The 21,270-nt window shown below is 70.0% G+C and carries 18 protein-coding genes and 1 tRNA gene; 15 read left to right on the top strand and 4 right to left on the bottom strand.

The features are described 5' to 3' along the window. Positions 1-49 precede the first annotated feature (49 nt). From ACK4HH_RS00540 to ACK4HH_RS00520, 5 genes are all read left to right on the top strand, one after another. A complete protein-coding gene (locus ACK4HH_RS00540; protein ID WP_409647187.1) occupies positions 50-1,201 on the top strand; it encodes a Re/Si-specific NAD(P)(+) transhydrogenase subunit alpha in 1,152 nt (383 codons plus the stop codon). Continuing rightward, entirely contained in the window at positions 1,201-1,512 is a 312-nt protein-coding gene (locus ACK4HH_RS00535) for an NAD(P) transhydrogenase subunit alpha (RefSeq protein ID WP_409647184.1), read from the top strand. The genes ACK4HH_RS00540 and ACK4HH_RS00535 overlap by 1 nt, the downstream gene beginning before the upstream one ends. Continuing rightward, entirely contained in the window at positions 1,509-2,885 is a 1,377-nt protein-coding gene (locus tag ACK4HH_RS00530) for an NAD(P)(+) transhydrogenase (Re/Si-specific) subunit beta (RefSeq protein WP_409647181.1), read from the top strand. Before ACK4HH_RS00535 ends, ACK4HH_RS00530 begins: the two co-directional genes overlap by 4 nt. A 63-nt stretch (positions 2,886-2,948) precedes the next feature. Beyond that, positions 2,949-3,740, top strand: coding sequence for a hypothetical protein (locus ACK4HH_RS00525; protein ID WP_409647178.1), 792 nt, complete (start codon positions 2,949-2,951; stop codon positions 3,738-3,740). A gap of 13 nt (positions 3,741-3,753) precedes the next feature. Then, entirely contained in the window at positions 3,754-6,174 is a 2,421-nt protein-coding gene (locus ACK4HH_RS00520; RefSeq protein ID WP_409647175.1) for a hypothetical protein, read from the top strand. A gap of 13 nt (positions 6,175-6,187) precedes the next feature. On the opposite strand, the gene ACK4HH_RS00515 is transcribed toward ACK4HH_RS00520, so the two are convergent. Together ACK4HH_RS00515 and ACK4HH_RS00510 are read right to left on the bottom strand one after the other, a co-directional pair. Then, positions 6,188-7,504 carry a DUF4032 domain-containing protein gene (locus tag ACK4HH_RS00515; RefSeq protein ID WP_409647172.1) on the bottom strand — a complete coding sequence of 439 codons (1,317 nt, stop codon included), beginning with the start codon at positions 7,502-7,504 and terminating at the stop codon, positions 6,188-6,190. A 96-nt stretch (positions 7,505-7,600) separates the two neighbouring features. Next, a complete protein-coding gene (locus tag ACK4HH_RS00510) occupies positions 7,601-8,698 on the bottom strand; it encodes an ABC transporter ATP-binding protein (RefSeq protein ID WP_409647169.1) in 1,098 nt (365 codons plus the stop codon). Positions 8,699-8,938: 240 nt separating this feature from the next. Here ACK4HH_RS00510 and ACK4HH_RS00505 point away from each other — a divergent pair, with 240 nt between their 5' ends. The 7 genes from ACK4HH_RS00505 (at position 8,939) to ACK4HH_RS00475 (ending at position 15,444) form a co-directional block, all read left to right on the top strand. Continuing rightward, entirely contained in the window at positions 8,939-9,856 is a 918-nt protein-coding gene (locus ACK4HH_RS00505; RefSeq protein ID WP_409647166.1) for a DsbA family protein, read from the top strand. Between the two features lie 49 nt (positions 9,857-9,905). Continuing rightward, positions 9,906-9,978, top strand: a tRNA-Thr gene (locus tag ACK4HH_RS00500). 442 nt (positions 9,979-10,420) lie between these two features. Further along, positions 10,421-11,305: a hypothetical protein gene (locus ACK4HH_RS00495; RefSeq protein ID WP_409647163.1), complete on the top strand. Its 885-nt coding sequence runs from the start codon at positions 10,421-10,423 to the stop codon at positions 11,303-11,305. A gap of 17 nt (positions 11,306-11,322) precedes the next feature. After that, positions 11,323-12,198 carry a hypothetical protein gene (locus tag ACK4HH_RS00490; RefSeq protein WP_409647161.1) on the top strand — a complete coding sequence of 292 codons (876 nt, stop codon included), beginning with the start codon at positions 11,323-11,325 and terminating at the stop codon, positions 12,196-12,198. Positions 12,199-12,272: 74 nt separating this feature from the next. Beyond that, positions 12,273-13,283, top strand: a complete 1,011-nt coding sequence (locus ACK4HH_RS00485; RefSeq protein WP_409647158.1) for a Gfo/Idh/MocA family protein — start codon at positions 12,273-12,275, stop codon at positions 13,281-13,283. Next, positions 13,280-14,836: a D-alanyl-D-alanine carboxypeptidase/D-alanyl-D-alanine-endopeptidase gene (dacB, locus tag ACK4HH_RS00480; protein WP_409647156.1), complete on the top strand. Its 1,557-nt coding sequence runs from the start codon at positions 13,280-13,282 to the stop codon at positions 14,834-14,836. The genes ACK4HH_RS00485 and dacB overlap by 4 nt, the downstream gene beginning before the upstream one ends. Before the next feature lie 17 nt (positions 14,837-14,853). Next, a complete protein-coding gene (locus ACK4HH_RS00475) occupies positions 14,854-15,444 on the top strand; it encodes an isochorismatase family protein (RefSeq protein ID WP_409647153.1) in 591 nt (196 codons plus the stop codon). Here the strand turns inward: ACK4HH_RS00475 and ACK4HH_RS00470 are convergent. Next, positions 15,441-17,279: an ABC transporter ATP-binding protein gene (locus ACK4HH_RS00470; protein ID WP_409647150.1), complete on the bottom strand. Its 1,839-nt coding sequence runs from the start codon at positions 17,277-17,279 to the stop codon at positions 15,441-15,443. The genes ACK4HH_RS00475 and ACK4HH_RS00470 overlap by 4 nt on opposite strands. Positions 17,280-17,341: 62 nt before the next feature. Here ACK4HH_RS00470 and ACK4HH_RS00465 point away from each other — a divergent pair, with 62 nt between their 5' ends. Genes ACK4HH_RS00465 through ACK4HH_RS00455 form a run of 3 tightly spaced genes read left to right on the top strand, consistent with a single transcriptional unit; the run spans position 17,342 to position 19,904 of the window. Then, positions 17,342-18,268: an ABC transporter ATP-binding protein gene (locus tag ACK4HH_RS00465; protein WP_409647147.1), complete on the top strand. Its 927-nt coding sequence runs from the start codon at positions 17,342-17,344 to the stop codon at positions 18,266-18,268. Continuing rightward, a complete protein-coding gene (locus tag ACK4HH_RS00460; protein ID WP_409647144.1) occupies positions 18,265-19,092 on the top strand; it encodes an ABC transporter permease in 828 nt (275 codons plus the stop codon). Before ACK4HH_RS00465 ends, ACK4HH_RS00460 begins: the two co-directional genes overlap by 4 nt. After that, on the top strand, positions 19,089-19,904 hold the full coding sequence (locus tag ACK4HH_RS00455; RefSeq protein WP_409647141.1) for an ABC transporter permease: 816 nt from the start codon (positions 19,089-19,091) through the stop codon (positions 19,902-19,904). The genes ACK4HH_RS00460 and ACK4HH_RS00455 overlap by 4 nt, the downstream gene beginning before the upstream one ends. A gap of 3 nt (positions 19,905-19,907) precedes the next feature. Here the strand turns inward: ACK4HH_RS00455 and ACK4HH_RS00450 are convergent, their stop codons facing one another. Continuing rightward, on the bottom strand, positions 19,908-21,179 hold the full coding sequence (locus ACK4HH_RS00450) for an MFS transporter (protein WP_409647138.1): 1,272 nt from the start codon (positions 21,177-21,179) through the stop codon (positions 19,908-19,910). Positions 21,180-21,270 lie beyond the last annotated feature (91 nt).

The raw sequence follows: 21,270 nt of genomic DNA, 5'->3' as shown, positions 1-21,270 counted from the left end.
CGGCGGATACTCTGGCCGTGTCTCCACTCATTGTCGAACGGGAGCACGAATGAAGATCGCCATCCGGCGCGAGCCGATCGAGGGGGAGCGCCGCGTCGCGGCCACCCCCGCGGCCGTCGCCCAGTACGTCGCCGCGGGCTACGCGGTGACCGTACAGAAGGGGGCGGGCATCGCGGCCGGGTACCCCGATGCCGCGTATGCCGAGGCGGGGGCCGAGCTCGCGGCGAGCATCCCGCTGTCGACAGTCGACGTGTTGGCCCATGTGCGCCCGCTCGACCGCCAGACCATCGCGACGCTGCCGAAGGGTGCGATCACGGTTGGGTTCGCCTCGCCGGCGAGCGAGCTCGACGGCGTGCAGGCGCTCGCCGATCGCGGAGTGACCGCGTTCTCGCTCGAGCTGATCCCGCGCATCTCGCGCGCCCAGTCGATGGATGCCCTCACCTCGCAGGCGCTCGTCGCGGGCTACCGCTGCGTGCTCGAGGGCGCGATGCGGTTCCCCCGCTTTCTTCCCCTGTACATGACCGCCGCGGGAACGATCCCGCCGGCCCGGGTGCTCGTGCTCGGGGCCGGTGTCGCCGGACTGCAGGCCATTGCGACCGCCAAGCGCCTCGGCGCGAAGGTCTCGGCCTACGACGTGCGCTCGGCCTCGGCCGACGAGGTGCAGTCGATGGGCGGCACATTCATCCACCTCGATCTCGATGCCGCGGCCGACGCGGCCGGCGGCTACGCGAAAGAGCTCGCCGCCGATCGCGCCGATCGGCAGCGCGAGCTGCTCGCACCCTTCGTGGCTGAGGCCGACATCATCGTGACGACCGCGGCCATCCCCGGCCGACCGGCGCCGCGCCTCATCACCGCGAGCATGGTGCAAGGCATGGCCGCCGGCTCGATTATCGTCGACCTCGCCGCCGAGACCGGCGGCAACGTCGAGGGCGCGAAGCCCGGCGACGATGTTCTGGTTCCCGTCACGGGCGGCCACGTCACGATCGTCGGTATGAATGATGCCCCCTCGACGATGCCCTTCGACGCCTCGCGCCTGCTCGGCCAGAACATCGCGAACCTCATCGCGCTCATGACGCGTGACGGCGCGCTCGTTCCCGACTTCGACGACGAGGTCGTCGCGGGGGCCTGCCTCACCCACGAGGGGGTCGTGCGGCACGAGCCGACGGCCGCGGCCCTCGCTGACCGTAAGGAGGGCAAGTAATGGACGCCATCACCCTGCTCACGTTCTTCGTGCTCTCGGTGTTCGTCGGCTTCGAGGTCGTCTCCAAGGTGTCGAGCACGTTGCACACCCCGCTCATGTCGGGTGCCAACGCCATCCACGGCATCATCCTGGTCGGCGCGGTCATCGTCGCCGGGCAGGCCGAGAGCACCCCGGTGCTCGTCGTGGCCCTCATCGCCGTGCTGCTCGCGACCGTCAACCTCGTCGGCGGCTTCGTCGTGACCGACCGCATGCTCGAGATGTTCGGCGGTCGCAAGCCCGCCGTCGCGAAGGATCGCGAGGAGTCGAAGTGATCGTGCTCAGCCCCGAGTGGACCGCTGTGCTGTACCTGGTCGCGGCCGTCTGCTTCATCCTCGCCCTCAAGGGCCTGTCGTCGCCGAAGTCGGCGCGACGCGGCAACCTCATCGGCGCGTTCGGCGCGCTGCTCGCGATGGTCGTCGTGTTCCTCTCGACCGAGCTCGACAACGTGCTGCTGATCCTCGGCGTCATCGCCCTGGGCACGGTCATCGCGGTGCCGGCCTCGCGCATGGTCAAGATGACCCAGATGCCGCAGCTCGTCGCCCTGTTCAACGGCGTCGGCGGCGGCGCGGCCGCGCTCGTCGCCCTGCTCGAGCTGCCGCTCGTCGCCGACGAGCTCGGCGCCGTCATCGCCGTCGCCTTCACGGTGCTCGTCGGTGCGGTGTCGTTCTCGGGCTCGGCGATCACCTTCGCCAAGCTGCAAGAGCTCATGCCGACCCGCCCGATCGTCTTCCCGGGCGCGCCCGTCGTCATCACGCTCGTCGCGCTGGGCTCGCTCGCGAGCGCGGTGTGGCTCGTGCTCACGGGCGACGCGACCGCCAGCTACGTTCTGCTCGCGCTCGGCACCGCGCTCGGCGTGCTCATCGTGCTGCCGGTCGGCGGAGCCGACGTGCCGATCGTCATCTCGTTGCTCAACGCGTTCACGGGCCTGACGGTGGCAGCCTCGGGCCTCGTGCTCGGCAACACGCTGCTGCTCGTCGCGGGCACCCTCGTGGGAGCATCCGGAACCATTCTCACGCGCGCCATGGCCTCGGCCATGGGTCGCAGCGTCGTGGGCATTCTCTTCGGGGCCTTCCGCGGCGGCTCGACCGCCGGCTCGACCGCGCAGAGCGACCGCCCCGTGCGCAGCTCGAGCGCAGAAGACGTCGCCATCCTGCTCGGCTACGCGCAGCGCGTCATCGTCGTGCCCGGCTACGGCCTCGCGGTCGCGCAGGGCCAGCACACGATGGCCGAGCTCGCGACGACGCTCGAGGCCATGGGCATCGAGGTCGTGTTCGGCATCCACCCCGTCGCGGGGCGCATGCCTGGGCACATGAACGTGCTGCTCGCCGAGGCGAACGTGCCCTACGAGGTGCTCGCCGAGATGGACGAGGTCAACCCGCAGTTCAAGAACTGCGACGTCGCGCTCGTCGTCGGCGCGAACGACGTCGTCAACCCGGCCGCGAAGTCGAGCCCCGGCTCGCCCATCTACGGCATGCCCATCCTTGACGTCGCCTCGGCGCGTCAGGTCGTCTTTCTCAAACGCTCGATGCGCCCCGGCTTCGCGGGCATCGAGAACGACCTGCTCTTCGAACCGCAGACGACCCTGCTGTTCGGCGACGCCAAAGACTCGCTCACAAAGGTGCTGACGGCCGTCAAGAACCTGTAGCGCTCGCGACGAATACTCCTTTTCACCATAGCGTTGCGGTCATTCGACCGTCATGATGGGCCCATGGCACTCAGTGCACTGGGCGGATGGCTCATCACGGCGGGTGCCGTGGCGGTGTCGGGCGTGGCGGGAGCGAGCATCGCGCTCTCGGGTGTTCTCGCGGCGCCCCAACCGCTCGACCCCGGAATCGGCGGGCTCATCGAATCGACGGCCGCCCACGCGTGTGTCGACGGCCCCGTCGTGAGCGAGCTCTTCGCGGGCGACCGGGTGCTCGTCGTGGCACAGAGCGACGACGCCGACTGGGTGGCCGTGCGCAACCCGCAGCGTCTCACCGAGCTGCTCTGGGTTCCGGCGACCGTGATCGTGATCGACGACGGCGAGGCCGCCGCGGTGGGTGCCGTGCCGATCGGCGGGCAGTGCGCGTCGGTCACGATCGTGGCCGACTCGGCGCCCCCTGCCGCCGAACCGGTGGCGAGCGAACCCCCGGTCGATGACTCCGACGGGTCGCCGTCGCCGTCGCAGCCAGCGCGCGACCGCACGGCCCCCACGATCTCCAGCGTCGTCTCGCAGCACCCGATCGTCGCGTGCGATGACGGGTACACCTACCCCACGGCGACGGTGATCACGATCACCGCCGCTGACGCTGTCGGCGTCACAGGCGTCAGGGCGACGTGGAGCGGCGCGTACACGGGCCAGGCGACCGCGACCCGGTCGGGCTCGGTGTGGGTCTTCACCTTCGACGCGACCGGACCAGGCACTCAGGGCCCCGTGCAGTTCACGATCACGGCGGTCGACGCCGCCGGCAACGTGAGCGCCCCCGCCGGGCTCACCGTGCCGGTCGACTGCCTCATCTAACGAGAGAGCCGCCGTGATACCTCGCCGAATCTGGATGCCCGTCATTGCCGGCGTCACGTCTATCGCGGTGGGGGTGGGCGCTTTCGCCATCGCCGCTCCGTTCGCTGCTCCGCGCATCGTCGAACCCGAACTGCTCGACGCGTGGGTGCTGCCCACGAGCTCGGGCATCACGCCGCTCGCACTCGACCGGTCGGGAGACGACCCCCCGATCGACGAACTGCTGGCGCCCACCCAGGTCGTGACCGCCGACCCCGCGTCAGCGGTGGCCGCCCGGTCGGCGATGCTCGAAACGATCGACGAGGTACGGGCACTCGACCGCGCGGATCCGGGCGCGCTTCTGCTCGCGCGCGACCTGCTGCCGAGCGCCGGACGCGCGGCGATCGCGGCCGACCCCTGCGCCGCTCTGCCGCCCGTCGAGGGCGAGTGCCCTGACGGCGGCCGAGCGACCGTTCTCGATCTGCCCTTCGGCCCGCCGCTCGAGCTGCGGGCGAGCGACCGATCTGATTGCGCGCCGGAGGCCAACGCTCGCGACCGATGGGAGTTCCAGGTCTTCTCGACCCGGCCCGTCGTGCTCGACATCACGTATGTGGTTGACGGAGCGCCACGCGCGATCACCGTCACGACCTCTGACGAGGCCGAATCGGCCTGGCTCGCGGCCGGTGCGATCGACTTCATCGCGCACTGCGTCGCGCTGACGAATCTCTCGCCCGCGTGGCAGGGCACCGCGGTCATCGACGCTGTCGATCAGACGGGCGGCACCGCTCGCCTCGAGAAGCGATTGCAGTGGTACGACGCGAATCCGATCCCGCCCTCGTGGGTCGAGCCGATCACGCCGACCGCGGTCATGATCTCGGTCGCGACGGGCGATGTCGCGACCGTGCGGTTTCTCGCCTTCGCGGTCCCCTTTGGCGAACCGCCCCTCGCCTGCGACTTCGACAACATCGAGAACGCAATCGAGCCCATCGACCAGGCCATGCAGAGCTCGTCGCGAGAGCAGCTGCGGGAGGCCGGCTACAACGACCTCTTCATCGAACGGCATGCGGCGGCCTTCGCCGTTCCGGAGGCCTCGACGATCACGGTCTGCGCGGGCTGGGTCGAGTCGCACACGTGGTCGGGCAACATTCCTGATCAGGTCTTCGGCGAGGTGCTGCACAGCCCCGACCTCGCCTACCCCGTGATCTCGGTCGATGACGCCGATCTCGACGGGTGGGTCCTCGCGAATCCCGTGCTGCTCGAGGCCCGCTTGGGTGGCTCGTTCTCTGAAACCGCGCTATTCGGCGAGTCGTACTGCGGCGGGTGGGGTACCGACTTCTGGGGGCCCGTTCTCGCGACCGACTACGTGCTGTGCGACGCGACGGGGTTCGCCGACGCCCCCGACTGGCGGTGGAACAACACCCTGATCGTCTCGACCCGGCAGGATGGTGCGCCTCGCTCGTCGGCCCGTCCGTATGTGCACATCATCGACGCACGCGAATGCGGGGTCGGATGCGAATCGATCGCTCCGACGTTCGCCGATGTTCCCCTGCCCGCGCAGCGGGAGTGCCTCGGCGACGGATGCGCGCCGTACGACCGCAGTTGGGTTCGGCTGCGCATCGATTGGGTCGACGGTCGTGACTCGTGGTTCACCGACTGGGTGCGCGACGACGTGCCCCTCGCCGAGGTCGATCGACCCGTGCTCGACCGCAGTTCGGGCATCGAGATCGGGGCGCCGCAGGCCGACGGCATCACCTTCCCCGCGACCGCGACCATCGTGACCGATCGCGAGGTCACCATGGTCGGCACGTTCTCGGTCGACTACTCCTTCTCGGGCGACGCGAGCGTCGTCGAGGTCGACGTCCCCGTGATCCGCGAGACCACCTTCTCCGACCGGCACGTCATCGATCTGGGAACGGTGGATGCCCGCACGGCCTACTCGCTCGTCCTCACCCTCACCGACCGAGACGGGAACATCAGCGTCTACGACGGAAACGGTCTGCAGGGCCTCACCTGGCCGGCCGGTGTCGTCTTCGTCGACCCTCGACCGGTCGAGGTTCGCACCGACGTTTCCGTGCGTCGCCTCGACGGAGGCCCCGTGATCCTGGGTGAGCACTCGGTCACGATCGGCGCTGCTGTGTGGCAGAACGACCGGTCGCGCCGTCAATGGTTCTCGTGCGGGGCAGGCGTGCAGACGTCTCCTCTCGAGAACGACGTCCGGTCGGCGTACCTCACCCGGTCGACCGAGGTGTCGGTGCACGTCGAGGCTTTCACGCCGGGTTCCGTCGGGGGTGACGACGACGTGTGCCCGACCGCTCTGCCTCGTGCGGCAGGGTACGACCGCGCGGTTCGACAGGTCGTCCGGGTGCCGATCGATCAGTTCCTCTCGGGGTCGACGCTCACGTTCGTGCGCGACGGGGTCGAGGTCACCGTGCAGGTGCAGATCGAGCCCTCCCCCTGAGCTGCCTGGCCGACTACACCTTGTCGCGCCAGCTGCCCGTCGGCGCGTCGTCGCCCTCGACGATCTCGATCTCGCTCGTGTCGAGTGCGGGCAGCGAGATCGTCTCGGTCGGCGGGGCGATCATCGTCGCTTCGTCGCGGCGGTGCCGCAGCACGGTGTCGATGTACGAGCTGAGCGCCTCGGCGAGCGGGATGGCACGACCCTCGTCTTGCGAGCGGTACCAGCGGTGCTCGAGCAACTGGTGGAACAGCTCGGGGGTCTCGAGCTTGCCGCGCAGATCTTTCGGCACCGCGCGCACGACGGGCTCGAACACACGCGCCAGCCACTCGTGGGCGACGACCTCCTCATCGGCCTCGCGATCGGGGTAGTTGGATGCCGCGTACGAGTCGAGGTCGTTGAGCAGTCGCCGCGCCTGGTTCTCCTCCGCATCGATGCCGGTCAGCCGCAGCAGGCGGCGCGTGTGGTGGCCCGCATCCACGACCTTGGGGCGGATGCGTACCTCGGTGCTCTCGCCATCGGTCGTGATCGCGAGCTCTTCGATATCGAAGCCGAGGTCGTTGAGGCGCTCGACGCGCTGGTTGATGCGCCAGCGCTCTGACCGGTCGAACGATTCCCAGCCCGTGAGTTCCTTCCACAGCGAGCGGTACGACTCGATGATGCCGTTGCTCGTCTCGATGGCGTCGATGCTCTCGTCGAGGCGTCCGCCCGCCTCGAGGTCGAGCAGCTCGCCCGCGATGTTGACGCGGGCGATCTCGAGGTCGTTCTCGCGCTGCCCGTTCGAGAGCCCGCCCTCGTAGAGCTGCCCGGTCTCGGCGTCGACGAGGTAGGCCGCGAAGGCTCCGGCATCGCGCCGGAAGAGCGTGTTCGAGAGCGAGACATCGCCCCAGAAGAATCCGATGATGTGCAGACGCACGAGCAGCAGCGCGAGGGCGTCGACCAATCGTGTCGCCGTGTCGGGCCGCAGCGTCTGCGAGTAGAGGGCGCGGTACGGCAGCGAGAACCGCAGGTGCCGCGTCACGAGCACGGGCATGAGCTGCTCGCCCTCGGCGCTGACCCGTCCCGTGATCACGGCGACGGGCTCGACGCAGGGGATGTCGAGGCGCTGCAGGGTGCGCAGCATGTCGTACTCGCGCCGCGCCATCTCCTCTGTCGTCTCTTTGACCGCCACCACGAAGTCGCTCATGTGCACGAACCGCACGAGGTGGCGCGAGATGCCCTTGGGCAGCGAGGCGATCGCGTCGTCGGGCCACAGCTCGAGGGGCAGCTGCCACGGCAGATCGAGCAGGGCCGGGTCGGTGACGGCCGAGGTGATCGAGAGCGATGCGCTCATGCGCGCTCCTGTCGGGGGTGGGGGACCGGGGGAAAGCGACGAGGGCGGGGTGCTGGAGTCAGCACGCCCGCCCTCGCCGGTGGATCAGAGAGCGTCTCAGCTCGAGACGGGCTCCTTGTTCAGGCGCAGGCCCGACGCGGTGTCGAAGACGTGCACGTGCTTCGGCTCGGGCGTGATGTAGACCGTGTCGCCGCTGTGCGGGTGCACGCGGCCGTCGACGCGCGCGACGATGTCGACGCGCTGACCCTGCACCTCGGTCTTGCCGTAGAGGTAGCCGTCGGCACCGAGCTCTTCGACGATCTCGACCTCGACCGGCAGGCCCTCGCCGCTCGTCTTGACGATCATGTCCTCCGGGCGAACGCCGACGGTCACGATCTTCTCGCTCGTCGACGAGAGCACGTCGCGCGCGACCGGCGCGATCGCGGTGCCGAACTTGACGCCGCCGTCGGCGACCTCGGCCGGGAACAGGTTCATCGCGGGCGAGCCGATGAAGCCGGCCACGAAGACGTTGTTCGGGGTCTCGTAGAGGTCGCGGGGCGTGCCGACCTGCTGCAGGATGCCGTCTTTCAGCACCGCGATGCGGTCGCCCATCGTGAGGGCCTCGGTCTGGTCGTGCGTGACGTAGACCGTGGTGACGCCCAGACGGCGCTGCAGCGAGGCGATCTGGGTGCGCGTCTGCACGCGCAGCTTGGCGTCGAGGTTCGACAGCGGCTCGTCCATGAGGAACACCTGGGGCTGACGCACGATCGCACGGCCCATGGCGACGCGCTGGCGCTGGCCGCCCGAGAGCGCCTTCGGCTTGCGGTCGAGGTAGGGCTCGAGGTCGAGCAGCTTGGCGGCCTCGAGCACGCGGGTGGCGCGCTCGTCTTTGTTGATGCCGGCGATCTTGAGCGCGAAGCCCATGTTCTCGGCGACCGTCATGTGCGGGTAGAGCGCGTAGTTCTGGAACACCATCGCGATGTCGCGGTCTTTCGGCGGCACATCGGTGACGTTGCGCTCACCGATGAGGATGTTGCCGTCGTTCACCTCTTCGAGGCCGGCGAGCATGCGCAGCGAGGTGGACTTGCCGCAGCCCGAGGGGCCAACGAGCACGAGGAACTCGCCGTCTGCGATGTGCAGGTCGAGCGCGTCGACCGCGGGAACCGTGGAACCCGGGTAGAGGCGGGTGGCCTTGTCAAAGGTCACAGTAGCCATGCTGATCTTCTCCTTCACCGGCAGGTACGTGCCGGACGATCCGTAGTGAATGGATGTGCCAAGAGGCGCGGTGGGCGTCATCGACCACCGGGGCCAGTATGCCACCTGACGAGCGCTACGCCCATTCCGGCGCCCTGCCTGGCACCCTCATAGCGGCGCGACGTAGACTGCACCGAGGGCGCCGAGTGCGCCCTTCACCGTGTCCCGGGGGAGTCCCGTCCTCCCGTCGAATGAGGTTCCATGAGCGACCAGCGATCCGCGAGCGCGCGACCGTCGAAGAACGAGCGTCGTGCCGAGGCGCGGGAGAAGGCCCGCCAGCTGCGCCAAGAGCACCTGAAGAAGGAGAAGCGCTCGCGCCTGCTGCTGCAGGGCGGCGTGGCCCTCGCGGCCGTCGCGATCGTCGCGATCATCGCCCTCGTGCTCGTCAACTCGGTGCGGCCCGCCGGACCGGGCCCGCGCAATATGGCCAGCGACGGCATCCGCATCGCCGAGGGCTTCGTCGCCGTGCCGACGGCTGCCCTGCCCGCGGGCGATCGGCCCGTGGCCTCGGCCCCGAACGCCGACGGTGTCGTCGACATCCAGATCGTGCTCGACTACCTCTGCCCCATCTGCGGCGAGTTCGAAGAGACCAACGGCGAGTTCATCGCGACCCTCATCGAGTCGGGGGCCGCAACGGTCGAGTACCGGCCCATCGCCATTCTCACCAGTCGTTCCGCCGGCACCGAGTACTCATTGCGGGCGGCCAATGCCGCCGCGTGCGTAGCCAACTCCTCGCCCGACTCGTTCTTCGCCTTCAACGCGGCGCTCTTCGCCGAGCAGCCCGAGGAGGGCACGCCCGGACTCGACGACGCGCGACTCGTCGAGCTCGCTGACGAGGCCGGGGCGACCATGAGCCTGGTCGAGCCGTGCATCGCCGAACGCGGATTCGAGTCGTGGGTCAAGGCGGCCACCGAGCGCGCGCGCACCGGGCCTCTCGCGATCCGCGGGGTCGAGGTCGAGGGCATCGAGGGCACGCCGTCGATCTTCGTCAACGGCCAGCTCTTCGAGTACCGCTACCCGTTCGACCAGGGGGAGTTCGCGCAGTTCGTGCTGCAGGCGGCCGGCGACGAGTTCTCGACCAACCCCACCCCGACGCCGACCCCGACCCCGACGCCGTAGCGGCGGTAGTCTGGGGGCCGGGCTCCGGCCCCGGCCGGAATCGGCCAACGCCGACTTGGCGCAATTGGTAGCGCACCCGACTTGTAATCGGGCGGTTAGGGGTTCGAGTCCCCTAGTCGGCTCTCTGTCGCGACGCGATGCGTCGCGGGGTTCAAGTCCCGCAGTCGGCTCTCTCAGAACCCCACAGACTCGCCTACCCCTCAGTAGGCGATGTGTCGAGAGCCGCGCCCAGCGTGGCGCGATGCGCCACGCCCGCAGTCGGCTCTCTCAGTACTGCTATGCGGTGCGTGTTCGGCGAACTCACAGACTCGGCGGGCAATCCCCCTGCGCGAGCGGACCGAATCGTCAATACCCCCGACCGGGGGCGAAAAGGGCACGACACGCCCCCCAGTTCGCGGGGCAATCGTTCGTTTTTCGACTATGCCCACTTTGCCGTTCGGCTATGCGGGCATACCGTGAATCACGACAGCCGGGGGGGCTGTCGAGCTAACTGTTCGGGGGGATGGGCTCGTGCTGCGTTCCGTGTTTGCTGGGTCCGCGTTGACCGCGGTCATGCTCGTGACCATGCCCATTCTGGGCGGCGCGAACACCGACCTCGCCGGTCTCTTCGCGGCGAGCCCGAGCAGCAGCGCACCGGTCATCACGGCCGCCGACGCACGGTCGGTCGACGACGACTCCACCGTCGCGATCCTCGAGTACGTCGAGCGCCGAACGGCTGAGAGCGACTCCGCAGGCCCGGCCGACGACCGCGACACCGAGCACAGCGCGCAAGCGCCCGCGCCGTCTGCGAGCGCGGAGGCCAGCGCGGCGTCGAGCGGATCGAGCGGATCGAGCGCGGGATCATCCTCCGGGTCTTCCTCCGGCTCATCGAGCGGGTCGTCGGGCGGCTCCTCGGGAGGGTCGTCTGCTCCCGCGCCGAGCGCACCGGCACCCGCACCGCAACCGGAGGCCCCGACGTGCCCCGGCGCGATCGGCGGCTCGACCCCGGGCGCTCCGGGCAAGACCTCGGCGGGCGGCGTCGGCGGCACGACCTCGAGCGACCTGCAGTCGTTCGCCGAGAAGTTCAACGCGATTCGTGTCGCGAACTGCCTGCCTCCCGTGCCCTTCTCGAACATCCGGTACGACAGCTGCATGGAGCAGCGGCTGTTCTGGATGGCGGAGGACCCGAGCACCGACCCGATGAGCGCGTGGGGCCACATCGGCTCGCAGCGCAGCGACGGCGTGCCGAGCGTCGGTTGCGACGGCAACCTCGCCGGCGGCTCGGGCAACACCGGGGCGACGGTCGCGCAGAAGTGGTGGGATTCGAGCGGTCACCGCGCCTCGCTCTACAAGCCGACCTACACGGGCGGCACCGGCGGCGTCTGCATCCTCTTCGCGATGACGCACGGCGGTGTGCCGAACGAGCCCACGAGCTTCACCCGCGCGGCCGCGCGCTGGACGAGTTGCTGAGAGCGGGGCTGATCATCATGCGCGCATCGTTCGACTACCGCTCGATCACCGCGGTCATGGCGCTCACGGTCGTCGTGGGGCTCGCTGTGCCCGTCGTGAGCGGTGCCGGCGCGGCCTCGACCACCGCGGCCCCTCCGGCAGGGTCGGTCACCGTCGCGAGCACCGACACGGCCGCGCCCGATCTGGCCGTCACGCCGACCCCGGTCGCCGACCAAGGAGACTTCGTCGCCGCTTCGGCCGCGCCGTCGCCCACCGCCACCTCGTCGTCGCCCCGGCCCACCGCGACCGGCTCGACCGGTTCGGGCTCGTCGACCTCGACGGGCACCTCGACCGTCACCGCCTCGCCCGTGCCCATCTACCTGCCGATCGCCGAGGAGTCGCCGGCGCCCACCGCGGGCTCGTGCCCGGCGGCGATCTCGGGCACCACCCCCGGCGCCCCGAGCCGCACCTCTCCGCTCGGCGTCGCTGGCACCACCTCGAGCGATCTGCAGCTCTTCGCCGAGAAGTACAACGCCATCCGCGTCGCGAACTGCCTGCCTCCCGTGCCCTTCTCGAACATCCGGTACGACAGCTGCATGGAAGACCGCCTGTTCTGGATGGCGGAGGACCCGAGCACCGACCCGATGAGCGCGTGGGGCCACATCGGCTCGCAGCGCAGCGACGGGGTGCCGAGCGTCGGATGCGACGGCAACCTCGCCGGCGGCACCGACAACACCGGCACAACGGTCGCGCAGAAGTGGTGGGATTCGAGCGGCCACCGCAGCTCGCTCTACAAGCCGACCTATACGGGCAGCACGACCAACGTCTGCATCCTGTTCGCCATGACGCACGGCGGCGTGCCGAATGAGCCCTATTCGTTCACCCGCGCGGCCGCGCGATGGACCAGCTGCTGACCGCTGCTCGCATCGCGCGGCTCGATTAGGCTCGCACCACCGGGCGCCACAGCGGCGCACAAGAGGAGCCGACCGTGAGCACTGCACTGCGCTGGGGAATCCTGGCCACGGGGCACATCGCCCGAACCTTCACGCGCGACCTGATCGACGCCGGACTCACGATCGGTGCGGTCGGCTCGCGCGCGACCGGCGCGGCCCAGGCGTTCGCGACCGAGTTCGGCATCCCGCGCGCGCACGGATCGTACGAGGCGCTCGTCGCCGACCCCGAGATCGACGTCGTGTACATCGCGACCCCGCATCCGCACCATGTCGACAATGCGCTGCTCGCGATCGATGCCGGCAAGCACGTACTGATCGAGAAGCCCCTCACCCTCAATCGGGCGGATGCGCAGCGCATTGCCGATCGTGCCGCCGAGCGCGGCGTCGTCGCCATGGAGGCGATGTGGACCCGGTTCTTACCGCACATGGTGCACCTGCGGCAGCTGCTGGCGGCAGGGGCCATCGGCGAGGTGCGCACGGTCATCGCCGACCACACGCAGTCGCTGCCCACCGACCCCGGTCATCGCCTGCAGAACCCTGAACTCGGCGGCGGGGCGCTGCTCGACCTGGGCATCTACCCGGTGTCGTTCGCCGTCGACGTGCTGGGCCTGCCGACGAGCATCAGCGCGCACGCCGCCATGACCCCGACGGGTGTCGACCGGCAGACCGCGATGATCTTCGGCTACGACGACGGGCGCCAGGCCGTGCTGCAGTGCGCGCTCGACACGGCGGGATCCAATCGTGCCGTCGTGCTCGGAACGACGGGGGCGATCGAGCTCGACCGCGTCTGGTACACCCCCACGGTGCTCACGCGCTACGACCGCGACTGGCAGGTCGTCGAGCGCTTCGAGCAGCCGGTCGCGACCCGAGGCATGCACTTTCAGGCGCTCGAGCTCGAGCGGCGGGTCGCCGGGCATGAGCCCGCCTCGCTGCCGCTCGACGAGTCGGTGGCCATCATGGGGGTGCTCGACGAGGTGCGCGCGATCATCGGGCTCGCATACCCGGGCGAGGACGCCTCGGGTCTGCTCGGTATCATGGGCGCGTGAGCGACTCGCAGCAGCCCCCCAGCCGCCGCGCCGCGCGCGCGTCGACGACCTCGCGCGGGCGTCGGGGCGTCGAGCCGGCAGCGGGTGCTGAACCGGGCGCCGCGCCGTCCGAGGGAACGACGACCGAGCCCCGTGGCATCGCCGGGTTCGTGCGCCGCCACCCCCGTGCGGTTCTGACCACGTCGCTCTCGGTCGCGTTCGTGCTGCTCGCGAGCGGTTCGCTGCTCGCTGGCATCGCCGTCGGCTCTGCCGACGCGGCTCCTGCTCCCACGGCCTCAGCGACCCCGACCGCCGAGCCCGATCCGCGCACCCTGCCCGCGACGATCGCGGCGCCGAGCCCCGTGCGCACCTGCAGCATCCTCTCCTTCGCCCGCAGCCCCGAACTGGCGACCATCCACGGCACGGTCATCAACGCCGCTTCGGGAGAGGTGCTCTTCGATCGCCGCGGCGACGCCGCCGTGCGCACCGCGAGCGTGCTCAAGGTCGCCACGGCCGCCGCCGCGCTCTCGGCGCTCGGACCCGACTTCCGCATCACGACGAAGGTCGTCGCCGGCTCGACGCCCGGCACCGTCGTGCTCGTCGGCGCGGGCGATGCCACCCTCAGCCGCCTGCCCGCGGGCCAGGAGAGCATCTACCGCGGCGCGCCCAAGCTCTCGGACCTCGCTGCCCAGGTGGTCGCGGCGCACGCCGCGGCGAATCCCGAATCGCCGGGCATCACCCAGCTCGTGCTCGACGCGACCTACTGGAACCCGGCCGACGCCTGGCACCCCACGTGGAACCGCGACCGCATCCCCGCGGGCTTCCAAGCGCCCGCGACGGCGCTCATGGTCGACGGCGATCGCGCCGACCCCCGCGCCCAGACGAGCCCCCGCTCGGACGACCCGATCGCTCGGGCGGGCACCGCCTTCGCGCAGGCCATCGCCGCGGCCGGCAACCCGGCGGGGGTGCCCTCGGTGAGCCGCGGCTCGGCCGTCGGCGGCGCCGTGCTGGGCCAGGTGCAGTCGCAGCCCGTCAGCCGCCTGATCGCGCAGATGCTGCCCAACAGCGACAACATGCTCGGCGAGATGCTCGCGCGCATCACGTCGAAGTCGCTCGGGCTCGACGGGTCGACGGCATCGCTCACCCAGGCGATCACGGGAGCGCTCAACACCTACGGCCTCGACACCGCGGGCCTCGTCATCAAAGACGGGTCGGGCCTCGCGACCGACAACGGCGTGCCGACCCGGTTCATGGCCCAACTGTTCGCGGTCATCCAGACCGGCGAGCAGAATCTCTCGATCATCACCGAGGCCCTGCCGGTCGCAGGCGAGAGCGGCACGCTCGCGGGGCGGTTCACCGGGTCGAGCGCGGTCGCGCGCGGGCAGGTGACGGCGAAGACCGGCTTCTTGCGATCGGCCCACACGCTCTCGGGCATCATCCGGGCCGCCGACGGCACGGTGCTGACCTTCGCCTTCTACGCGATCCGCGACGGCATCACCGACGGAGCCCGGCCCGCGCTCGACGCGCTGACGGCGGGCGCCTTCCGCTGCGGCAACAACCTCTCGAACAACTGACCCGCCTCGGAGGCGATATGTCCCGCGCGCTCGTGATCATCGATGTGCAGAACGACTTCACCGAGGGCGGAGCGCTGGGCGTGCAGGGGGGAGCGGCCGTCGCGGCTGCGATCACCGAGCACGTGCGCGCGCATCCTGAGACCTACGACGTCGTGATCGCCTCGCGCGACTGGCACGATGCCGACAACGACAACGGCGGCCACTTCGCGCTCGAGGGCGAGCCCGACTTCGTCGCCACGTGGCCGAAGCACTGCATGGCGGGCACCGAGGGCGCCGAGTACCACCCCTCGATCGACACCGGGCTCATCGATATCCACGTGCGCAAGGGCCAGGGCGTGCCCGCGTACTCGATCTTCGAGGGCACGACCGACGATGGCAGGCGACTCGTGACCGCGCTCGACGAGCTCGGCGTGACCGACGTCGACGTCGTCGGCATCGCGACCGACTACTGCGTGCGCGCCTCGGCGCTCGATGCGCTCGCCGCCGGCCGCCGTGTGCGGGTGCTCACCGACCTCGTCGCGGGCGTCGCTCCCGCGACGAGCGCGGCTGCGCTCACCGAGCTCGACGCCGCCGGGGTGACGGTCGAGCCGTCTGAGAACGGGCGCTAGACCAGCAGCTGGTGCTTCGCGAGGTCGCGGTAGAGCGGCGTCGAGACGACGAGCTCGCTGTGGGTGCCGATACCGACCACGCGACCGTGGTCGAGCACGACGATCTGATCGCTGTCGACGACGGTCGAGAGCCGGTGCGCGATGACGATGAGCGTGCGGTCTTCGGCGACGGCGTCGATGGCCTCGCGCATGCGCTGCTCGTTGACGCCGTCGAGCGATGAGGTCGACTCGTCGAGCAACAGGATCGGCGGGGCCGCGAGCAGCGCGCGGGCAATCGCGAGTCGCTGGCGCTCGCCGCCCGAGAGCATCACGCCGTCTTCTCCGACCTGCGCATCCAGCCCCCGCTCGTCGCGATCGAGCACCTCGTCGAGGTTGACCGAGCGCAGCACGGCGATGCACTGCTCGTCGGTGGCGCCGGGCGTGCCCAGCAGCAGGTTGTCGCGCAGCGTGCCGGCGAGCACGGGGGCGTCTTGCTCGACGTAGCCGATGCGGCCGCGCAGCTCGGTGCGGTCGAGGCCGCGGATGTCGTCGCCGCCCATGCGGATCACGCCCGCGGTCGGGTCGTAGAACCGCTCGATGAGCGAGAGCACCGTGCTCTTGCCGGCGCCGCTCGGGCCGACGAGGGCGGTGCGCGAGCCGACGGGAACGCTGAACGTCACGCCATCGAGCACTGTCTTGTCGCGGGGATGCTCGCCCACGACCTCCGCGATGGCCTTCTCCTCCTCGGTGCGGTGCGCCGCCTCCGGGTACCGAAAGTGCACCGCGTCGAACTCGACCGCCGCGACCGAGTCGGTGGACGCGGCGGGCGCGACCTGCGCATCGCCCTCGCTCTCGCTCGCCAGGCCGATGATCTCTTGAATGCGGCCGAGCGCCCCGAGCGCCGCGTTGACGCTCGTGATGGCGCCGAAGGCCTGCCCGAGCGGGCCGATGAGCAGGAACAGGAAGAGGATGAACGCGACGAGGTCGGCGACCCCGATGACGCCCGAGGCCACGCGGAATCCGCCGACCCCGAGCACGACGAGGAACGAGACCTGCAGCGCGATCGATGAGATGGGCACGACGAGCGCCGAGATCTTGGCGACCTTGATGCCCTGCTGCCACGCGCCGACCGCGTTCTGCTCGACGACGGCGATCTCGCGCTCGGTCGCGTTGGCGGCCCGCACGGTGCGCACCGACGAGATCGACCGCTCGACGGCCGCAGCGAGGTCACCGACCTTCTCTTGCGCCCTGCGGCTTGCGATGCGGATGCGCTGCGAGAGCAGCACGACCGTGACGACCGACACCGCGATGACGAGCACCGTGAGGCCGAGCAGCACCGGGTCGATGATGATCATCGCGATGAGCGCGCCGACGAACGTGAGGCTGCCGCCGATGGCTTCGACGAGGCCCTGCGTGAGCACGGCGCGCAGCAGCGTCGTGTCGCTGCCGACCCGGCTGACGAGGTCGCCCGTGCGCCGCTGGTCGAACTCGCTGATCGGCAGGTGCAGCATGCGGCGCACGAGCGCGCGGCGGCTCGAGAGCACGACTCCCTCACCCGTGCGCTGCAGCAGGTAGTGCCCGAATCCGCTCAGCAGGGCGCCGACGACGACCAGCGCGACGAGCAGGGCCACGAGCGGGCCGAGGTCGCCGTCGTCTTCGACGACGGTGATGACCTGGCTCACGAGCAGCGGCTGCGCGAGCGAGGCGGCGGCGCCCAGCACGCTGATGACGATGACCCAGCCGAGCACCACGCGATGCTCGAGCAGGTAGGGCAGCAGCTGCCCGAAGGTCGCACGCGGCCCGTCGTCGACGGGGCGGCCGAAGCGGCGGGCGGGGCGCGGGGTGGGGCTGCTCATGGCTCCATCCTGGCCGACGCATCCTCGGTGCCGACCGTGCGACGGGGCTAGGCTCTTCTCTCGTGCCCCAGCCCGTCATCACCGCATCGCAGCTCACCAAGGTCTACGGCGACTTCACGGCCGTCGACGGCATCGACTTCGAGGTCGCTCCGGGTGAGAGCTTCGGCCTGCTCGGCCCCAACGGTGCGGGCAAGTCGACGACCATGCGCATGGTCGGGGCGGTGTCGACGCGCACGAGCGGGGCCCTGAGCATCCTCGGCCTCGACCCGAACGATCACGGCCCCGACATCCGCTCGCAGCTGGGCGTCGTGCCGCAGCAAGACAATCTCGACCAAGAGCTGCGCGTGCGCGACAACCTGCTCGTCTACGGGCGCTACTTCGGCCTGCCGCGCGCCCTGGTCGCCGAGCGGGCGGATGCCCTGCTCGAGTTCGCCCAGCTGACCGACCGTAAGAAGGCCAAGGTCGACGACCTCTCGGGCGGCATGAAGCGCCGCCTCACGATCGCGCGCGCGCTCATCAACGAGCCGCGCATCCTGCTGCTCGACGAGCCCACGACGGGCCTCGACCCGCAAGCGCGGCACATCCTGTGGGACCGCCTCTTCCGGCTCAAAGAGCAGGGCACGACGCTCGTGCTCACGACGCACTACATGGACGAGGCCGAGCAGCTCTGCGACCGCCTCGTCGTCGTCGACAAGGGCCGCATCATGGCCGAGGGCTCGCCCGCCGCGCTCATCCGCGAGTACTCGAGCAAAGAGGTGCTCGAGGTGCGCTTCGGCAGCGATAAGAACGCCGAGGCAGCGCAGCGCATGGCCGGGGTCGGCGAGCGCCTCGAGGTTCTGCCCGATCGCATCCTCGTCTACAGCGAGAACGGCGAGGCCGCGCTCGAGGCCATCACCCACATGGGCCTCGCGCCCATCACCTCGCTCGTGCGACGCTCGAGCCTGGAGGACGTGTTCCTGCGCCTGACCGGGCGGAGCCTCATCGAATGACCGCTCTCGAGCAGCGGCAGGATGCCCAGCGCGCGCTCGCGGGCGGCGCCGCCCCGCGCCGCTGGGGCTCGTGGTACATCGCCGAGCACCGCATCCGCGCCATGAAGGGCTACGCCGGCGACGCGATCTTCCAGAGCTTCGGCAACCCGCTCATCTATCTCTTCGCCCTCGGTGTGGGGCTCGCGAGCCTCGTGCCGCAGGGCATCGGCGAGGTCAGCTACCTGCAGTTCGTGGCGCCTGCGCTCATGGCGACCGCGGCCATGACGGTCGCGGCGAACGAGACGAGCTATCCGATCATGATGGGCTTCAAGTGGAACCCCATCTTCTTCGGCATGAACGCCTCGCCCATCTCGGGCGGGCAGATCGTCAACGGCATGATGATCCACATCGCCCTGCGAACGTTTGTGACGGTGGCGATCTACTTCGGCGTCATCGTGCTGTTCGGCGCGGTGCCCTCGGGGTTCGGTTGGCTCGCGATCGTCGTCGCCACGCTCACGGGCATGGCCATCGGCGTCGTGCTCTCGACCTACACCTCGACGATCGAAGAGGATCGCGGGCAGATGGCCATGTTGCAGCGCTTCGGCATCACGCCGCTGTTCCTGTTCTCGGGCACCTTCTTCCCGCTCGAGCAGCTGCCGGTGTGGCTGCAGCCGATCGGCTGGGCCTCGCCGCTGTGGCACGGCACCGAGCTCGGCCGCGTGCTCACTTACGGCGCCGACGAGCCGATTTGGCTCACCGTGACGCACGTCGGCTACCTGACGACGCTGCTCGTCGTGGGCCTGTGGGCCACGCGCAAGCACTTCGTGCGGAGGCTCAACAAGTGACGACGACCGAAGCCCCCGCTCTTCTGCCGCGCCGCAGTGCCCTGTATGCGGGCAACACCGGTGCGGTCATCCATCGCGGCCTGCTGGCGACCCGCAGCACGAACTACCTCGTCGTGCTCAGCGGCTTCTTCGAGCCCGTGTTCTATCTGCTGTCGCTCGGCATCGGCTTCGGCGCGCTCGTCGGCACCGTGCAGACCTCGACGGGGCAAGAGGTGCCCTACGCGGCGTTCATCGCCCCCGCACTGCTCGCCGTCTCGGCCATGAACGGCGCGGTGTACGACTCGACCTGGAACGTCTTCTTCAAGCTCAACTACTCGAAGCTCTACCAGGGCATGCTCACGACCTCGCTCGGCCCGCTCGACGTGGCTCTGGGCGAGATCTTCTTGGCCCTGCTGCGCGGGGCGATGTACGCGCTCGGCTTCATGGTGATCATGCAGGCCTTCGGCCTCAACCTCGCGTGGACGGCGCTGCTGGCGCTGCCGGCCGTGCTGCTGATCGCCTTCGGGTTCGCAAGCCTCGGCATGGCGATCACGAGCTACATGAAGACCTTCCAGCAGATCGAGTGGGTCACGTTCATCATGCTGCCGATGTTCCTCTTCTCAGCGACGTTCTACCCCATCACGGTCTACCCGCAGGGCATTCAGTGGGTCATTCAGGCGCTGCCGCTGTGGCACGGCGTCGAGCTCGTGCGCGGGCTCACGACGGGCGCCCTCTCGAGCATGATGCTCGTGCACGTCGGCTACTACCTCGTCATGATCGCGATCGGTGTGGTTTTCACGACTAACCGGCTGCGCGCGCTGTTCCTGAAGTAGCGGTCAGCGCACCGAGCGCACGGGCAGCACCGCGAGTCCGCCGAGCGTCGCGGCCACCGCCGAGGCGATGAAGAGCGCCGTGAACCCGCCCGCCGCCGCGACGAGCAGGGCGCCGAGCAGCGGGGCGACGGCCTGCGGCACGGCGAGGGCGACGTTCATGATGCCGAGGTCTTTGCCGCGCGTGTGGCGGTCAGGCAGCACCTGGGTGGCGAGCGCCTGGTCGACCGCCATGAAGCTGCCGTAGCCGATGCCGAGGAACGCTGCGGCGACCATCGCGATCGTGTAGTCGGGCGCGACCGCGAGCAGCAGGGCCGCGATCGCCTGCAGGTAGGCGGCGACGTAGACGAAGGGCTTGCGCTGCCCGAAGCGGTCGCTCAGACGGCCGAACCCGAGCGCGGCCGCCGTGAAGAAGACGAGGTACACGGCGGTCAGCAGCAGCAGGTCGTCCTCGGCGGTCTCGGTGCGCCCGAGCCCGTACAGGATGAAGTACAGCAGCAGCGTCGTGCCGAGCGCGTTGCCGATGTTGACGAGCACGCGGCTGACGAGCGTCCAGGCGAAGTCGGGGTGCTGGCGCGGGCTGATCCAGAGACCCGTGACGAGCATCCCGGGCCGGAATTTCGGTCGCAGGATGCGCGGCAGCGCCTCATCGCGCACCCCCAGCACGAACGGCAGCACGAGCACCACGAGCAGCCCGGCGACGAGCACGTAACCCCCGAAGAGCCCCAGGCCCAGGATCAGCACGAGCACGATGCCGAGCACGGTGCCGATCGCCTGCGGGGCCGAGACCCAGGCCGACACGAAGCCGCGCTGCTCAACGGGCACCTGATCGGCGATCGTGGCCGTGATGCCGGCCGAGGCCATGCAGAATCCGCTGATGGCGAGCGACCACGCCACGCCGATGCCGACGAGCGAGGTCTGCAGCCCGAGCGCGATGAGCGAGGCGGCGAAGAGCAGGGTGCCCGCGACGATCCAAGGCTTGCGACGGCCGAAGCGCGAGGTCGTGCGGTCGCTCAGGGCGCCCGTGAGGGGGAACACGATGAGCGCGCAGGCGCCGGCGGTCGCCGAGATGATGCCGAAGGCCACGACGCTCTGCGTCCAGTCGTCGCCGCTCGCGAGGGCGTCGATCTCTTGTGGCAGCAGCAGCTGCACGGGTGTCAGCTGCGCCATCCAGATGCCGAGCCACGCGGTGGCGAAGAGCGCGATCCAGCGGGCGCTCACCCGCCTCGTCGGCTCGGCGAAGGGCGTGAAGGCAGGAGGCGGGGGCAGCGTGCTCACACGCGCCAGGCTAGCCTGCGGCCGGTCGATCGCGCCTCACTTTTCTCGGTGGGTGCTGGCCCCACGTAGGGGGCAGCACCCCCCGATGGCC

Source organism: Microcella sp., assembly GCF_046296455.1.
Lineage (GTDB): Bacteria > Actinomycetota > Actinomycetes > Actinomycetales > Microbacteriaceae > Microcella.
This window is presented reverse-complemented; position numbering and strand designations above follow the sequence as displayed.

Excerpts from the sequence above, each read along its gene's own strand:
- ACK4HH_RS00540 (WP_409647187.1), top strand. The coding sequence starts at position 50 with ATGAAGATCGCCATCCGGCGCGAGCCGATCGAGGGGGAGCGCCGCGTC.
- ACK4HH_RS00535 (WP_409647184.1), top strand. The coding sequence starts at position 1,201 with ATGGACGCCATCACCCTGCTCACGTTCTTCGTGCTCTCGGTGTTCGTC.
- ACK4HH_RS00525 (WP_409647178.1), top strand. The coding sequence starts at position 2,949 with ATGGCACTCAGTGCACTGGGCGGATGGCTCATCACGGCGGGTGCCGTG.
- ACK4HH_RS00515 (WP_409647172.1), bottom strand. The coding sequence starts at position 7,504 with ATGAGCGCATCGCTCTCGATCACCTCGGCCGTCACCGACCCGGCCCTG.
- ACK4HH_RS00510 (WP_409647169.1), bottom strand. The coding sequence starts at position 8,698 with ATGGCTACTGTGACCTTTGACAAGGCCACCCGCCTCTACCCGGGTTCC.
- ACK4HH_RS00505 (WP_409647166.1), top strand. The coding sequence starts at position 8,939 with ATGAGCGACCAGCGATCCGCGAGCGCGCGACCGTCGAAGAACGAGCGT.
- ACK4HH_RS00495 (WP_409647163.1), top strand. The coding sequence starts at position 10,421 with ATGCCCATTCTGGGCGGCGCGAACACCGACCTCGCCGGTCTCTTCGCG.
- ACK4HH_RS00490 (WP_409647161.1), top strand. The coding sequence starts at position 11,323 with ATGCGCGCATCGTTCGACTACCGCTCGATCACCGCGGTCATGGCGCTC.
- ACK4HH_RS00475 (WP_409647153.1), top strand. The coding sequence starts at position 14,854 with ATGTCCCGCGCGCTCGTGATCATCGATGTGCAGAACGACTTCACCGAG.
- ACK4HH_RS00470 (WP_409647150.1), bottom strand. The coding sequence starts at position 17,279 with ATGAGCAGCCCCACCCCGCGCCCCGCCCGCCGCTTCGGCCGCCCCGTC.
- ACK4HH_RS00460 (WP_409647144.1), top strand. The coding sequence starts at position 18,265 with ATGACCGCTCTCGAGCAGCGGCAGGATGCCCAGCGCGCGCTCGCGGGC.